This is a genomic window from Acetobacter farinalis (assembly GCF_011516935.1).
Taxonomy (GTDB): Bacteria; Pseudomonadota; Alphaproteobacteria; order Acetobacterales; family Acetobacteraceae; genus Acetobacter; species Acetobacter farinalis.
In genome coordinates this window covers 81321-96183 of the sequence record NZ_WOTF01000002.1, presented here as the reverse complement: position 1 = coordinate 96183, position 14863 = coordinate 81321, and the positions used below count along the sequence as shown (strand labels likewise).

13 protein-coding genes are annotated in these 14863 nt (G+C 58.7%); 8 read left to right on the top strand and 5 right to left on the bottom strand.

The features are described from left to right. The first annotated feature begins 14 nt into the window (after window positions 1-14). The 6 genes from prfB to GOB82_RS03855 all read left to right on the top strand — a co-directional run bounded on the left by prfB (window position 15) and on the right by GOB82_RS03855 (window position 5620). Window positions 15-1146, top strand: a protein-coding gene (prfB, locus tag GOB82_RS03880) for a peptide chain release factor 2 (protein ID WP_166119940.1) whose coding sequence is annotated in 2 segments (ribosomal slippage) — window positions 15-83 and window positions 85-1146 — 1131 coding nt in all. Because the reading frame shifts where the segments join, the coding sequence is not laid out codon by codon here. A gap of 453 nt (window positions 1147-1599) precedes the next feature. Then, window positions 1600-2310, top strand: a complete 711-nt coding sequence (locus GOB82_RS03875; RefSeq protein WP_166119937.1) for an energy transducer TonB — start codon at window positions 1600-1602, stop codon at window positions 2308-2310. A gap of 88 nt (window positions 2311-2398) precedes the next feature. Then, window positions 2399-3403, top strand: a complete 1005-nt coding sequence (locus GOB82_RS03870; RefSeq protein ID WP_166119935.1) for a MotA/TolQ/ExbB proton channel family protein — start codon at window positions 2399-2401, stop codon at window positions 3401-3403. 2 nt (window positions 3404-3405) lie between these two features. Next, window positions 3406-3831, top strand: a complete 426-nt coding sequence (locus tag GOB82_RS03865) for an ExbD/TolR family protein (RefSeq protein ID WP_166119933.1) — start codon at window positions 3406-3408, stop codon at window positions 3829-3831. 123 nt (window positions 3832-3954) lie between these two features. Continuing rightward, complete coding sequence (locus tag GOB82_RS03860) at window positions 3955-4395, top strand: ExbD/TolR family protein (RefSeq protein WP_166119930.1); 441 nt, start codon at window positions 3955-3957, stop codon at window positions 4393-4395. 4 nt (window positions 4396-4399) lie between these two features. Further along, window positions 4400-5620, top strand: a complete 1221-nt coding sequence (locus tag GOB82_RS03855) for a tetratricopeptide repeat protein (RefSeq protein WP_166119927.1) — start codon at window positions 4400-4402, stop codon at window positions 5618-5620. A gap of 31 nt (window positions 5621-5651) precedes the next feature. Here the strand turns inward: GOB82_RS03855 and GOB82_RS13365 are convergent, their stop codons facing one another. Beyond that, complete coding sequence (locus GOB82_RS13365) at window positions 5652-5804, bottom strand: hypothetical protein (RefSeq protein ID WP_242007182.1); 153 nt, start codon at window positions 5802-5804, stop codon at window positions 5652-5654. Here GOB82_RS13365 and GOB82_RS03850 point away from each other — a divergent pair. Both GOB82_RS03850 and GOB82_RS03845 read left to right on the top strand, forming a co-directional pair. Further along, window positions 5793-6548, top strand: a complete 756-nt coding sequence (locus GOB82_RS03850) for a class I SAM-dependent methyltransferase (RefSeq protein WP_242007181.1) — start codon at window positions 5793-5795, stop codon at window positions 6546-6548. The two genes, GOB82_RS13365 and GOB82_RS03850, sit on opposite strands and share 12 nt — an antisense overlap. Then, window positions 6526-7095 carry a GNAT family N-acetyltransferase gene (locus tag GOB82_RS03845; RefSeq protein WP_242007180.1) on the top strand — a complete coding sequence of 190 codons (570 nt, stop codon included), beginning with the start codon at window positions 6526-6528 and terminating at the stop codon, window positions 7093-7095. The genes GOB82_RS03850 and GOB82_RS03845 overlap by 23 nt, the downstream gene beginning before the upstream one ends. Before the next feature lie 102 nt (window positions 7096-7197). On the opposite strand, the gene GOB82_RS03840 is transcribed toward GOB82_RS03845, so the two are convergent. From GOB82_RS03840 to GOB82_RS03825, 4 genes are all read right to left on the bottom strand, one after another. After that, window positions 7198-8754 carry an efflux transporter outer membrane subunit gene (locus tag GOB82_RS03840; RefSeq protein ID WP_166119921.1) on the bottom strand — a complete coding sequence of 519 codons (1557 nt, stop codon included), beginning with the start codon at window positions 8752-8754 and terminating at the stop codon, window positions 7198-7200. 4 nt (window positions 8755-8758) lie between these two features. Next, a complete protein-coding gene (locus GOB82_RS03835; protein WP_166119919.1) occupies window positions 8759-11914 on the bottom strand; it encodes an efflux RND transporter permease subunit in 3156 nt (1051 codons plus the stop codon). Between the two features lie 5 nt (window positions 11915-11919). Then, on the bottom strand, window positions 11920-13095 hold the full coding sequence (locus GOB82_RS03830) for an efflux RND transporter periplasmic adaptor subunit (protein ID WP_166120399.1): 1176 nt from the start codon (window positions 13093-13095) through the stop codon (window positions 11920-11922). A 250-nt stretch (window positions 13096-13345) separates the two neighbouring features. Beyond that, entirely contained in the window at window positions 13346-14743 is a 1398-nt protein-coding gene (locus tag GOB82_RS03825) for a sugar porter family MFS transporter (protein ID WP_166119916.1), read from the bottom strand. Window positions 14744-14863: the final 120 nt, after the last annotated feature.

The window sequence follows — 14863 nt, the reverse complement described above, 5'->3', positions numbered from 1 at the left end:
GGAGAGACAGCCCGATGTCGGCTGAAACAGAAGCGCTTAATGACCAGATCAAGCAGTCGGTGGCACTGCTGAGGAGGCATCTTTAACTGGGATGTCGCCCAGGCCAGACTTGCCGAACTGAACAACCGGGCTGAAGACCCGGATCTGTGGAATGATTCCGACGCTGCCCAGAAGCTGATGCGTGAACGCACGCTGCTGGCCGGGCAGGTGGACGGTGTGCAGAAGCTTGAAACCAGCGTGCAGGAAACCTGTGAACTGGTGGAAATGGCGGAAGCGGAAGGGGATGCGGAGATTGTGGCGGAAGCCACCGCTGCCCTGAAGGCGCTGGCCGAAGAAGCCAAACGCCGCGAGACCGAAAGCCTGCTGTCTGGCGAGGCGGACAGCAATGACTGCTACGTGGAAGTCAATGCGGGTGCCGGTGGCACGGAAGCGCAGGACTGGGCGGAAATGATGCTGCGGATGTACACCCGCTGGGCGGAAGCCCATGGGTACAAGGTCACGCTGATGGAAAGTTCCGAAGGGGAACAGGCCGGCCTGAAATCCGCAACCATGCTGGTGTCCGGCCCGAATGCCTATGGCTGGCTGAAGACGGAAGCCGGGGTTCACCGTCTGGTGCGCATCTCTCCGTTCGATGCGGCGGCCCGGCGGCAGACGTCCTTTGCCTCTGTCTGGGTTTATCCGGTGATTGATGATTCGATCGAGATCGAAATCAACGATTCCGACCTGAAGGTAGATACATTCCGTGCCTCCGGCGCGGGTGGGCAGCACGTCAACAAGACCGATTCGGCCATCCGTATCACCCATATCCCCACCGGGATTGTGGTGGCGTGCCAGACGGACCGCTCCCAGCACCGCAACCGTGCAACGGCCATGCAGATGCTGCGGGCGCGGATGTATGAGGTGGAACTGCAAAAGCGTGAAGCCGCCGCCGCCGCAACGGAAGCCGCCAAGACAGATATCGGCTGGGGGCACCAGATCCGGTCTTATGTTCTGGCACCGTATCAGATGGTCAAGGACCTGCGCACCAACGTGGAAACCGGGAATCCCGGGGCCGTGCTGGATGGGGACCTTGATGCATTCATGGCCGCCGCTCTTGCCGCCCGTGTGGGGGCTACCCGCTCTGAAGCCAGTGCGAACGCGCAATAAACAGCGCATTTTCGGCGGGTGAAAAACAGGCCTCTCTGAGGCCTGTTTTTTTATATTTCGCGCAGACGTGAAACCACGACAGCTTTGTGCGCGTTAAGAAGAAATTTTTTTTAAAATTGTAATGGTCTGAAAACAGGCAGAGAGACGCTCGTTTTTTCCCTGCCTGTACAAAAAATGGCATTTTTCTGCGGATTCAGGCTTCCCGCCTGTTTAATGAGCACTATGCCCGTTAACGGGGCAGCGTTCATTTTCGATCAAGAACATTCTTGACATATATGCTGTCAAATTGCCCAATCAAGGTCAGGAAGATGGCAGCCATGCAGCTCTGTCAGTCTATCCAGTGCTGAGGCACGAAATGTTGGTGCAGGGCCATCAGTTTTTGATGCCATAGATCAGGTGATGGCGCTGGCCAGTGTTTCCTTGGCTGGCGTGGAAGAAGGAGGATGTAGAAATATGAAGGACCACACGCAACAGCAACGGAGTCCGGTGCGCTTTGTCGTCGGAACAGGAGCTGTTGTCGGTGTTGTTGCTCTGCTGGTTGTAATTCTGCTGCATCTTTTGGCGGTTGTGGGACTTATGTACGGCATGGGGACGTCTGCAAGCGTTCCGGTGACGCATCCGCCCATCAAGACCAGAATTCTGCCACCACCGCCACCACCACCGCCCCCGCCGCCGCCGCCCCCGCCGCCGCCAGTCATGACGGTTCCGCCGCCGCCGTATATTCCGCCGCCGAAGATACAGCTGCCGCCGCCGCCGAACCCGCCGATCAAGCATGTCTCTCGTACGCCGCCCAAAAAGGCGTCGCCCCCGCAGACAGTTACGGCACCGGCGCCACCTGTATCGAGTGAACCGGCGTCCCACGCGGCACCGTCCAACTCGCCGGATACATCGGCAGGAACATCGCCGCTGAACAACGCCCGGCCTGTCTATCCGCCTGATATGGAGGAAGACAATATTGAAGGCCGCGTGACTGTTGCATGCGATGTGGAAACAACGGGGATGACGAGCAACTGTTCTGTTCAGTCCGTGCAGGGAGGACAATCCTTCGCGCAGGCTGCTCTGGATTACGTTCACAAGGCCCGGTACCGCCCGGCCATGAAGAATGGTTCTCCCGTCAAGGAGCTTCACAAGGTGTATGTGATCAGGTTCAGACTGGATGACTGACCCCGGCATCACGCCGAACTCTGCAGAAAACTACCTGGTGGCGGGAGGCTCCCGTCACCAGGCCGAAAAGATAAGGATTTTTAGGTACATGATCAGACTGTCTCGTCTTCCAGTGTCGGGTCTCGCGGTTCCTGCCCTCGCGGTCATGCTGGGCACGGTGACACCGGTTCTGGCTCTCGCACAGGATGCCTCCTCCGCTCCTGCCGCTTCAGCGCCTGCCGCTCCTGCTCCCGATGCGGCTGCTCCTGCCGCAGCTCCGGCCCCGGCTCCGGCAGCAGATACGGCAGCTCCCGCTGCTGCCCCTGCACCCGATGCCTCCGCTCCTGCGGCCCCGGCAGCAGCTCCGGCCGTAAAGGAAGAAGCCAACCCGTACGGTCTTGGCGCCCTGTGGTCCAACGGTGACATTATTGCTCGTGGCGTGCTGGTGATCATGCTGATCATGTCCCTCGGCACCTGGTACATCATGATCACCAAGTTCTTTGAGCAGGCCCGTCTGTTCGCTGCCGCCAAGGAAGCCACCAAGCTGTTCTGGACAAAGAGCACGATTCAGGAAGGCGCTGCCGCCCTGAAACCGACCTCTCCGTTCCGCTACATTGCCGATACCGGCATTGTTGCAGCAGAACACCATGAAGGCACGATGCAGGAATCCATCGACCTGAACAGCTGGACCTCCCTGTCCATTCAGCGTTCGGTGAACAACATCCAGAACAGCCTTCAGTCTGGTCTGGCCTTCCTGGGCACCGTGGGTTCAACCTCTCCGTTCGTTGGTCTGTTCGGCACCGTCTGGGGTATTTATCATGCCCTGACCGCCATCGGCATTGCCGGCCAGGCGTCCATCGACAAGGTTGCCGGTCCGGTTGGTGAATCTCTGATCATGACAGCTATTGGTCTGGCCACCGCTGTTCCGGCCGTGCTGGGGTACAACCTGCTGGTGCGTCGTAACAAAGGTGCAATGGACCGCGTGCGTGACTTCGCGGCTGACCTTCAGTCCATCCTGATCGGTGGCCTGCGCCACGGTGCCGGTGTGGAAAGCATTGTTGTGCGTGCCGATAACTCTCCCACCACCTCAACCATCTCTAACCGGGTAGGTTAATCATGGGTATGTCTGTCGGAGACAGCGGGGGCGAAGACGACGTCGTATCGGCGATCAACACAACGCCTCTCGTTGATGTCATGCTGGTGTTGCTGATCATCTTTCTGATCACAATTCCGGTTGCAACCCACACGGTCAAAGTCTCTTTGCCGAAGGATATGAACCAGCCGACACAGACAAAGATGTCCAACGTCGTGCTTGCAGTGACGGAGAACGGACAGGCATACTGGGATGAAACGCCACTCAAGGGCCGGGCTGATCTTCTGGACCGGCTTGAAAAGGCGGCAGTCCAGAAACCTCAGCCGCAGATCCAGATTCGTGGCGATGTGAAAACCCGCTATGAATCAGTCGGCAAGCTGATCGAGGCCTGTCAGGAAGCTGGTATCTATCGTATCGACTTTATTACCGAGCGGCCAAAAACCAACTGACCAAGCAGGAAAGTTCCGCCCTCCCTCCCGTGAGGGGGAGGGGGCGGGCCTTCAGTCCACTATCCCGCGTCCGGCCTGGTTTGGACCGCGCCGTGGAACCAGAGTTTGAGAGAGTGACAGCCCATGGGCATGAATGTCGGATCGGAAAGCACGACGGAAGACGAAGGCATTGTCGATATCAACACCACGCCGCTGATCGACGTGATGCTGGTTCTGCTGATCATGCTTATCATCACAATTCCTTTGCAGACCCAGGCCGTTTCCATTGATCTTCCGCAGGGCAACCCGCCGCCCTCTACGGTTGAAACGCCGGTGGTGACGCTTGCGGTTGATTTTGACAACAGCATTACCTGGAACGGGCAGCCTGTTTCCAGTGAGGATGAGCTTCAGGCGCGCCTGAGAGAAGCGGCCACAGGGCCGGAAGCCTCTCAGCCGGAAGTGCATCTGCAACCAAACCGTCTGGCCGATTACAAAACTGTGGTGCATGTTATGGCAGACGCCCAGCGGCTTGGTGTCACCAAGCTTGGTATCGTCGGGCAGGAACAATTCGCAGAAGGTCAGTGATCTGATGTCATCTCGTCTTTTACGCGTCGCGTTGTTCGCCAGCGCAGCATTTGCTTTCTCTTATCCCGCAGCCAAGGCTGAGGATGTTCTGGGGGCAGGTGTTGGCAAGGCGCTTCAGCAGGCACAATCCGCCCTGTCCGCTCACGACTACACCAAGGCCATGGCTGCGGTGGACGCCGCCGATGCGGTAAAGGGCAAGAGTGACTACGAGTCCTACACGATTACCCAGATGCGCGCCGCAGTGGCAACGCAGGCCGGGAAAATTGATGAGGCAACCTCTGCTTATGACAAGCTGATTGCCTCCCCCCGCACGCCGAAAGACACAAAGCACCAGATGCTGATGTCTGAAGCGACAATGGCTTATACCGCAAAGGATTATCCGCGCGCGGTGAAGGCCATTGAGCGGTACCAGAAGGAAGTTGGCCCCAACGCCACAATGGATACGCTTCTGGCGCAGTCCTACTACCTTCAGAAAGATTATCCGAATTCCGTTCGTGTGCTGAAGCAGCAGATTGATCAGGAAATCAAGGCGAAGAAGGTGCCTGCGGAATCCCAGCTCCAGATGCTGGGCGCAAGTGCTACCGCCATGAAGGATTCCACCACCACCACGCATGCGTATGTGCTGCTGGCCACCTATTATCCCAAAAAGGAATATTGGGCGCTGCTGCTGCACGAGCTCATCGTGAACCCGAAAATTCCGCCGTCACTCCAGCTTGATGTCTATCGTATCCGTCTGGCTGCCGGGAATGTCTCTCAGGCGCGTGACTTCATGGATATGACGGAAATCGCCATGCAGGCCGGTATGCCCCAGCTGGCGCTGGACCTGATGAACCAGGGGTATCAGGCCAATGTGCTCGGGCAGGGGGCGGAAGCACCGCGTCAGGCCCGCCTGAAAGCCATGGTGGAAAAATCCGTTGCGGATAAAAAAGCCTCCATCGCGGCGGATGAAGCGGCTGCTCTCAAGCAGAAAACCGGTGATGACCTGCTGACGGTTGGCTATAATGACGTCACCTTCGGTCAGGCTGATAAAGGTCTGGCGCTGATGCAGCAGGCGATTGCCAAGGGCGTGACGGATGTGAACGTTGCCCGCCTGCACTATGGTCTGGCGCAGCTTGCCGCTGGCAAGAAGGCGGATGCCATTGCAACGCTTAAAACCGTTGATGGCGGCAGTGGCGCACAGGACATTGCGCAGCTCTGGGTGCTGAAACTTTCTGCAGCCAAGTAAAGCCATCCGGGTCTGAAAAAGTCTGATCCGTTCAGGTATAAAAAAGGTCGTCTCTCAGACGGCCTTTTTTTTCGACCATTTTCTCATGGGGACGTAGCGCATGACCTGTCCGAGCAGAACGGCCTGGCGTGTTGCGCAGCATCGGGCAAAGCATCAGCAGGCTGAGCGAGGCATGATTTTTCATGATCCTCTTGCCATCAGACTGCTTGGTGATGAGGCTGACGCGGTTTTGGCGTGTGCGGATGCGCCGGGCGAGCAGGGCTTCCGGCAGTTCATGGCCGTCAGAAGCCGGATTGCCGAGGATAAGCTTGCGCTGGCTGTACGCCACGGTGTGCGTCAGGCTGTTGTGCTTGGAGCCGGACTGGATACGTTAGGCCTTCGGAACCCTTATGCGGCGGAAGGGCTGAAAATGTTCGAAGTCGATACACCGCGTATGCAGGTGTGGAAAAAGAGGCATATCGCGGAAGTGGGGATTTCGGTTCCGGATCTGCTGACGTTTATCCCTGTCGATTTTGAAAAGGAGAGTGTGAAAACTGGTCTGGTTCAGGCTGGTTTTGACCTGCACCGTCCGGCTTTTTTCTCCTGGCTGGGTGTTACCCCGTATCTGACACGCAAGAGTATTCAGAACACGCTCAGTTTTATTGCGAGCATTCCGCAGGCTGAGCTTGTCTTCGATTATGGTGAGCCCGTTGAAAACTATCAGGGGCTGGGCCGTCTGTTCATGGAAGCGCTTGAACGCCGCGTGGCTTTGCTGGGGGAGCCGTGGGTAAGCCGTTTTAATGCCCCTGAGATGGCGACCATGCTTGCCGAGGCAGGCTTCCGCACAGTGACGGATTTCGATCGCGCTCGCATCTTCTCCTATTTCGGCTGGCCACAGAAAAGCGGTGTGGGTCAGGCTTCTGCGCATGTCATTCATGCCGCTGTCTGATAACGTCTCGCTGATGAAAAACGCATCTTTTGTGTCTGTAAGGCTGGCGCGGCAGGATGAGGCCGCGTGCCTTCCTGATATTGAACGCTCCGCGGCCCAGAGTTTCCGGGCCTTTCCTGCTCTGGCGTGGCTTGCTGATGGGGCGTGTTTGCCATTGGCTACCCATCTGGCCAGTGTGTGGGCCGGGACATGCTGGGTGGCTGTGACAAGCGAGCAGGAGCGCCCGCTTGGTTTTCTGACGGCGGAGCGTCAGGCTGAGAGCCTCCATATTCTGGAAATGTCCGTCAGGGCCGAGGCGCAGGGGCACGGTGCTGGTCGGGCGTTGCTGACAGCCGCCTGTCAGGCGGCACGGCAGGCCGGACTGCGCAGGGTGACCCTCACAACATGTCGGGATGTGCCCTGGAATGCTCCGTTTTACCGCAAAATGGGCTTCACCATTCTCGAGCAGTTCCCGCCTGGTAGCGGGTTACAGAGCCTTCTTGAGGAGGAGGAAGCCAGCGGCTTTCCCCCAGGCACACGGTGCGCCATGCAGCGCATTCTTGTTTAAAGTGGGGGAGAGGCCTTCGTGCCCCCGGCGTTGGTCGTTGGCCCGCCGGGAGGAGAAGAAAGGGGCGTGTGCGCCGCCATAAAGGTGTCCAGCGCGGGCTGTTCAGCCCGCGTGAGTGGTTGCGCTGTTGGTCGCTGTGCCAGCGGCCCGCACAACTGAGGACGGCTGTGCAGGAGGCTGGGTGTGCTGTTTCCAGCCGCCCCCCAGAGCACGATAGATGGTGATCAGGTTCTGGTATTTTGAAACAGCCACCGCAATCTGTGACTGCTGGGCCTGAAGATAGGAACGCTGGGATTCCAGAGTGGTCAGATAGGAATCGGACCCGGCGTTAAAGCGCATTTTTGCCAGACGGAAGGCATCAGCGGAGGAGACCACCAGAGCATCCGCCTGCTTTTTCTCGTCCAGATAGGCTTCACGCGCCGCCAGAGCATCCGCCACTTCACGGAAGGCGCTCTGGACCGTTTTTTCATACGTGGCAATCTGGCCATCACGCGCGGCTTTGGAGGCTTTCAGGTTCCCGCTGTTCATCCCCCATGTCCAGAGCGGGATCTGCAGGGAGGGGTTCAGCCCCCACGTGGTGGCGGCAGCGGTAAACAGCTTGTGGAATTGCAGGCTGGATACGCCGTCTGACGCCGTAAGGGTCAGGCGCGGGAAGAATGCGGCGCGGGCCGCCCCGATATTCGCCTGGGCCGCCAGCAGGTTATGCTCGGCCGCCACAATATCCGGCCGCCTCTCCAGCAGGTCTGAAGGCAGGCCTGCGGGCAGGTCCGCCAGAATGGTCTGCTCGCCCAGAGCGTGGGGCGGGGGCAGATCGGCAGGGATGGGCGCGCCAATCAGCAGGGCAATCAGATTTTCATCCTGCTCCACTTTCCGGCGGGAGTCCGCGCGCAGGCCGGCACTCTGCTGCACCTGCGTTTCGGCCTGACGGACGGTGAGCAGGTTTTCTTCCCCATGTTCAAATTTCGCACGGGTCAGGTTCAGGGTGTCCTGCTGGTTGGCCAGCGTTGTTTCGGCCACTGCCAGAGTATCTCGATCCCCCAGCCATGTGACATAGGCGGTGGCAACCTGGGAAATAATGCTGATGAGCATGCTGCGCTGGGAGGCTTCCTGCGCCAGTGCCTTCTGGGCGGATTCCTGTGTCAGGCTGCGAATGCGGCCGAACAGGTCGATCTCGTAGGATGAGAAGCCAATGCCGCCGGAATAGTAGCGGAATGGATTACGCGCCATGCCGCCGCTGCTCTTGTTGGTATCCAGACCGGGGGCGAAGCTCAGACCCGCCGCATCGGACGGAGCCTGATACATCGGGCCGCCCGTGGCGCTTATGGTGGGGAACAGGCCGGCATGCTGCACATCATACTGCCCCTGCGCCTGCGCGATGTTGGCCGCCGAAATCCGTAAATCCCGGTTCTGGCGCAGGGCAATGGTAATCAGCGCCTTCAGCCGGGGGTCTGTGAAGAAATCCTCCCAGCCGATATCGGAGGCGGCCTGTGCAAGGCGCGGGTTCCCCGTTGCCTGATACCCCGGCCATGTGGTGGCCAGGGGCGGGGCAGGGCGCGTGTATTTCGGGATCATGGTGCAGCCGGATAGCAGACCGGCTGCCAGAGCCACACTCACGGCACGGAAGCGGCGCGGGGTGTGTGAAGATGGGTGTGAAGACATGCTCTTACTCGCTTCCGGTAGCAGACGGAGCAGGAGCCGGAGCGTCCTGACGTTCGCTTAAACGTTTGACCTTGAACAGCCGCAAAATCACGACAAAGAACACCGGCACGAAGTAGACCGCCAGCAGGGTGGCTGTGGCCATGCCCCCCACCACGGCCGTGCCGATGGCAATGCGGGAGGCGCTGCCCGCCCCGGTGGCAATAGCCAGCGGAAACACGCCGACAACCAGCGCAATGGAGGTCATCAGAATAGGCCGCAGGCGTTCACGTGCGGCAGTCAGCACGGCATCACTCAGGCTTTCGCCACGCTCGAAGGCCATTTTGGCGAATTCCACAATCAGAATGGCGTTTTTCACCGCCAGACCAACGGTGGTCAGCAGCCCCACCTGAAAATAGACGTCGTTATCAAGGTGCCGCCAGAGTGTTGCGGCAATGGCCCCCAGAACGCCAAGGGGGATGACCAGCATCACCGCAAGCGGGATTGCCCAGCTTTCATACAGGGCAGCCAGGCACAGCAGGATGACAATCACCGCCAGCGCATAGAGCGGTCCGGTGGAAGAGCCGGAAGCAACCTGCTCAAAGGAGAGACCGGTCCACTCATACCCCACACCAGCGGGCAGCTTGGCCAGAATGCTTTTGATGGCGTTGATGGAATCGCCCGAGCTGTAGCCCACAGCGGGCTGACCCAGAATTTCAAAGGAATTCAGGCCGTTGTAGTTTTCCACTTTCTGCGGCCCGACAGCCCAGTGCCCGGAAACAAAGGCATTGAGGGGTGTCAGGGTGTTCTGGGCATTGCGGATGTACCATTTGTCCAGGTCGCTCGGGAGCATGCGTGAGTCCGGGATGCCCTGAATATAGACCTGTTTGACACGGTCATTCCGGGTAAACTGGTTGACGTAGATAGACCCCAGCGCTCCCTGAATGGTGTTGTTGATGTCATCAATCGAAATACCGAACGCGTTGGCTTTTTCCCGGTCGATATCCAGATGATATTGGGAGGCATCTTCCATGCCGTTCGGGCGTACGGCCATCAGGCGTGGGTCTTTGGACGCCATGCCGAGCACCATGTTGCGCGCCTGCAGCAGCTTCTGGTGGCCCAGATGGCCGCGGTCTTCCAGTTCAAGGTCAAAGCCGGTGGCGTTGCCCAGTTCCAGCACCGCTGGCGGATTGATGGCAAAAATCTGGGCTTTGGGGCTGAACCAGAAATGCTTCATGATACGCGCGGCAATGGCGGAAGATGTCTGGGAGGCCAGAGGGCGTTTGTCCCAGTTCTTCAGACGGACGAAGAACGCCCCGGAGTTCTGGCCCTGCCCGGCGAAGTTGAAGCCATTGATGGAATAGACCGATTCCACCAGAGCGCTTTCAGACTTCAGGATGTAGTCTGCAATCTCGTGGTTGACTGCCTGTGTTTCCGCCATGGGTGTGTTGGGCGGCATGGTGACCTGCCCGAAAATCAACCCCTGATCCTCATCCGGCAGGAACCCGCCGGGAAGGCGCATGAACAGGAACACGGCCAGCGCGGTAATGACGGCAAAGCCGAGCATGGAGAGCACGGTCCGGCCAATAAGGAACTGCACGCCGCGCAGATACCCGTTTGTCAGGCGGGAGAACTGGCGGTTGAACCAGCCTGCGGGGCCGGTTGTCTTTTCATGGGTGCCTGCCTTGAGCATGGTGGCGCACAGGGCCGGGGTCAGCACCATGGCCACCAGAACGGAGAGCCACATGGCCGCAACAATGGTGACGGAGAACTGGCGGTAGATCACCCCCGTGGAGCCGGAGAAGGCAGCCATGGGCAGGAACACGGCCGTCAGCACCAGCACGATGCCGATAAGGGCGCCGGAAATTTCATCCATGGAGACGCGTGAGGCTTCCAGCGGGGAAAGCCGCTTTTCCGTCATCACACGTTCAACGTTTTCCACCACCACAATGGCGTCATCCACCAGCAGGCCCACGGCCAGAATCATGGCCAGCATGGTCAGGGTGTTGATGGAGTAGCCCAGAATATTGAGCATCCCGAACGTGCCCAGCAGCACCACAGGCACCGCAATGGTCGGGATGAGCGTTGCGCGGAAGTTTTGCAGGAAGATCAGCATCACCACGAAAACCAGCGCGATGGCTTCCAGCAGCGTGATGACCACTTCCTTGATGGAGAGCACGATGAACGGCTCTGTATCCAGCGGATAGACGGTTTTCAGGCCCGGCGGGAAGAATTTTTCAAGCTGGGCAATCTGGGCGCGGACAGCCGCTTCCGTCTGCATCTGGTTGGCACCGGGGGCCAGCTTCAGCGCCATGCCGGAGGCAGGCATGTTGTTGTAGAAAGAATTGGTATTGTAGGTCTGCGGCCCCAGTTCGACCTTCGCGATATCGCTGATGCGAACCTGCGAGCCGTCCGGCTGCACCTTGAGCAGGATTTTCTGGAATTCCTCCGGGGAGGTCAGGCGCGTCGGGCCGATAATGGTTGCATCCAGACGGATGGCTTTTTTAGCGGGCAGCCCGCCCAGTTCACCAGAGGACACCTGAATGTTCTGGGTCTGGATGGCGGTCTGGACGTCCTTGACGGTCAGGCCGTAGCTGAACAGCTTGCCGGGGTCCATCCAGATGCGCATGGCATATTCGGCCCCGAACAGGGTGTGATCCCCCACACCGGAGACACGGCTGAGCGGATCTGAAATGGTGGAGGCGACATAATCGGCAATATCACTGCCCGTCATGCTGCCATCGGTGGAGAGGAAGGCCAGAACCATCATGAAGTTCTTGACGGACTTGGTGATGCTCAGGCCCTGGGCCGTGACTTCTGGCGGCAGCTTCGGCTGTGCCAGTTGCAGCTTGTTCTGCACCTGCACCTGCGCGATATCCGGGTTGGTGCCCTGCGCGAAGGTGAGATCAATCTCCATCAGGCCCGAAACGTAGGACTGCGCCGAGATATATTCCAGATGATCCAGCCCGAACATCTGCTGCAGGATGGGCCGTACGACCGTATCGTTCACCGTATCGGCCGAGGCCCCCGGATAGGTGACGGTAATGGCGATCTGCGGCGGTGCAATGCTCGGATATTGGGCGATTGGCAGCCGGAAAATGGAAAGAATGCCCACCAGCATGATAATCAGGCTGATAACCCATGCAAAAATGGGGCGGTCAATAAAGAAACGCGAAAGAGACATCCGGGTTACTGCCCTTTGTTCTGGCTGGACGCATTCGAGTCAGCCTGAGAGGTTGCGTCTTCCGTGGGTTTGACTTTGGCACCCGGTTTGATTTTCTGAAGCCCGACCGTCACAACGCGTTCGCCGGCCTTCAGGCCGCCTGTCACCAGCCAGTTGATCCCGATCGCCTGACCAAGCTGGATCTGCCGCAGTTCCACCGTGTTATCCGGCTTGACGATCCACACCTGCGGATCTCCATGCGTATTACGGCTTACAGCCTGTTGCGGCACGAGCAGACCATTGGGGTCCGCCCCTTCATCAAGCTGGGCATGCACGAACATGCCGGGCAGCAGGAGCTTGTCCGGGTTGGGCATGATCGCACGGACCACGACGGACGCCGTGGAGGGGTCTACGTTGACTTCAGAAAGCGCCATGCGGCCGACATGTTCGTAAGTGCTGCCATCTTCCAGCGTGAGGGTGACGGGCACCTCCCCGTTGGCCTGAGGGGTAATGCGGCCTTCAGCCAGTTCGCGCTTGAGGCGCAGCAGGGTGATGGCGGGCAGGTTGACGTCCACATAAATGGGGTCCAGCCGCGTGACGATCGCGATGTTGTTGGTCTGATTGGCTGTAACCAGCGCACCAACAGTGATGATGGTACGGCCAATGCGCCCGCTGATGGGAGCGTTCAGATGTGTATAGCCCAGATCAACCAGAGCGCTTTCAACCTGCCCCTTGGCGTTCAGAATCCGGCCTTGGGCTTCTTTCTCGGCTGCCAGAGCATCATCATAATCCTGATGGCTGACGGCATGGGCCTGCATCAGGGGCTTGAAACGCTCAAGCTTGGCGCGGGCGGTGACTTCCGCCGCTTCGGCTTCGGCAAGCTGACCGCGGGCCGTGTCATAGGCGGCCTGATAGCGTGAGGGGTCAATCTGATAAAGTTGCTGGCCAGCCTGAACATCAGCACCTTCTTTAAACAGACGCTTCTGGATAACGCCGGTCACCTGCGGGCGGACCTGTGCGATTTCATAAGCATCCGTACGGCCGGGCAGGCTGGTGTGCACGTTCACGGACTGCGGCTGCAGGGTAATGAACCCGACCTGCTGCGGCGGCATGGCGGGGGGAGCGGCCTTGCGGTTACAGCCGGACAAGGCCAGCAAAGCAACAGCAGAGAGCAGGACCGGGCGAAACGGGAGGGGATGCATTGTCACTCTGGCGGATCCTGCCTTTGAAAAACGAAGGACGACACGGCACCGGGCCAGATGCACATTGCGGACCTCTGAGAGGCGCCGGGATGAAAGGCATGCGGAACGGCAGGGCGTATCAAGGAATGGGAATAAACCGTGGAAGTCTGAAGAAAATGGTACCGATTGTTACCTTTTCGTGCAAGCTAGAAGCCCGCAAAAAGGGAGTCAAGTCAGGCGGGAGGAGAAAGGATTCTCCTCCCTCAGGGTATCAGCGACCGATGTCCCGCAGTTTTTTTCCGGACATCAGATTCTTTTCAATCTCTTCAAGCGTCACGCCCTTGGTTTCTGGAACAAGCTGGCGTGTGAAAACAAGAAAAATGGCGTTCAGCCCGGCAATCAGCCCGAAAGTCAGCGGGGCTCCCAGCCAGCTGAGCAGGCTGAGGAAAGACATGCCGACAATCATGTTGGAGACCCAGTTGGTCAGGGTGGAGACGGTAATGCCCAGATCCCGGCCCTTGATAGGCTGGATTTCCGAGCACAGAACCCACATCAGCGGACCGGCAGACATGGCGTGGGCTGCAATAAAGATCATGATCAGGAAGACGCACAGCAGTTTGGCGGCCTGACCATCCAGCCCGTTATAGTTGAGAAGAGCCAGAGCGGACATGGCGATTGTCATGGTGATAAAGCCGCCATACAGAATGGGCTTGCGCCCCCAGCGGTCCACCAGCCCCATCGCGGCGACTGTCGCCAGCACATTCACAAAGCCGATAATGGCCGTGCACCACATCTGCGCCGTGCCGACAAACCCGGCCAGCGCGAAAATTTTGGGCGCGTAGTACATAACGACGTTGATACCGGCAAACTGCTGCATGATCTGAAGCAGCATGCCCAGCAGGATGGAGCGCCGGAAATTGACATTTTTCCGCAGCAGGGCCCAGCCGCTCTGCCGTTGTTCGAGCTGCTCATCAATCGCGCGAATTTCCGCATGGGTGTCGTGTGTGGCCGGACGCAGGTTTTTCAGCACCTTCAGGGCTTCCTCCCTGCGGCCTTTCATCATCAGCCAGCGCGGGCTGTAGGGCAGAAAGAGCACGCCAATCACAAACAGCACGCTGGGGATGGCAATCACACCGAACATCCAGCGCCATTGCCCGTGGTAGCTGAAGAGTGTGTCACTGATAAACGCCAGGAAAATGCCAACCGTGATCATCAGCTGATAGGTGGAAATCATCGCGCCGCGTGTGGCTTCACTCGCGATTTCGGACAGATAGAGCGGAGAGGTGAAGGCCGCGATGCCGATAGCCAGCCCCATAAGCGCCCGCCCGCTGATCATACTGCCGACGGACCATGCCATGGCACAGGCCAGTGAGCCGACAATAAAAATGACACCGCCGAGCACGAGCGCCCATTTGCGCCCTCCCAGCCGGGCCAGCCCCCCGGCCATGATGGCCCCGATGGCAGCCCCTGCCATCATTGCGCTGACAATCCATTCCTGTGCGAATGTGGAGGCATGGAAAGCATCGGCAACAAAATCCAGCGCGCCGGAAATAACCCCGATGTCCAGACCAGACATAAGGCCACCAGTTGCGGCAAGAATACCAATAATAATGGTTCGATTTTGTGCGGAAGAGTCTGTTTCTGTCTGGGTTAAAGTCGAGTTTTGCATGGATTTCGCGAGTTTCCGTCAGGATTATTATTTTTATTGGAGCGGTTGTTTCTGTAAAGACCTTGGTGGGCTCCTCCACAAGGCGGTCTGGCTTCAGGAATTTCTAAACAATACCACAAG

Coding starts and splice junctions, on each gene's coding strand:
- GOB82_RS13365 (WP_242007182.1), bottom strand. CDS start 5,804: ATGAAAAATCATGCCTCGCTCAGCCTGCTGATGCTTTGCCCGATGCTG.
- GOB82_RS03855 (WP_166119927.1), top strand. CDS start 4,400: ATGTCATCTCGTCTTTTACGCGTCGCGTTGTTCGCCAGCGCAGCATTT.
- GOB82_RS03845 (WP_242007180.1), top strand. CDS start 6,526: ATGTCATTCATGCCGCTGTCTGATAACGTCTCGCTGATGAAAAACGCA.
- GOB82_RS03830 (WP_166120399.1), bottom strand. CDS start 13,095: ATGCATCCCCTCCCGTTTCGCCCGGTCCTGCTCTCTGCTGTTGCTTTG.
- GOB82_RS03850 (WP_242007181.1), top strand. CDS start 5,793: ATGATTTTTCATGATCCTCTTGCCATCAGACTGCTTGGTGATGAGGCT.
- GOB82_RS03835 (WP_166119919.1), bottom strand. CDS start 11,914: ATGTCTCTTTCGCGTTTCTTTATTGACCGCCCCATTTTTGCATGGGTT.
- GOB82_RS03870 (WP_166119935.1), top strand. CDS start 2,399: ATGATCAGACTGTCTCGTCTTCCAGTGTCGGGTCTCGCGGTTCCTGCC.
- GOB82_RS03875 (WP_166119937.1), top strand. CDS start 1,600: ATGAAGGACCACACGCAACAGCAACGGAGTCCGGTGCGCTTTGTCGTC.
- GOB82_RS03825 (WP_166119916.1), bottom strand. CDS start 14,743: ATGCAAAACTCGACTTTAACCCAGACAGAAACAGACTCTTCCGCACAA.
- GOB82_RS03865 (WP_166119933.1), top strand. CDS start 3,406: ATGGGTATGTCTGTCGGAGACAGCGGGGGCGAAGACGACGTCGTATCG.
- GOB82_RS03860 (WP_166119930.1), top strand. CDS start 3,955: ATGGGCATGAATGTCGGATCGGAAAGCACGACGGAAGACGAAGGCATT.
- GOB82_RS03840 (WP_166119921.1), bottom strand. CDS start 8,754: ATGTCTTCACACCCATCTTCACACACCCCGCGCCGCTTCCGTGCCGTG.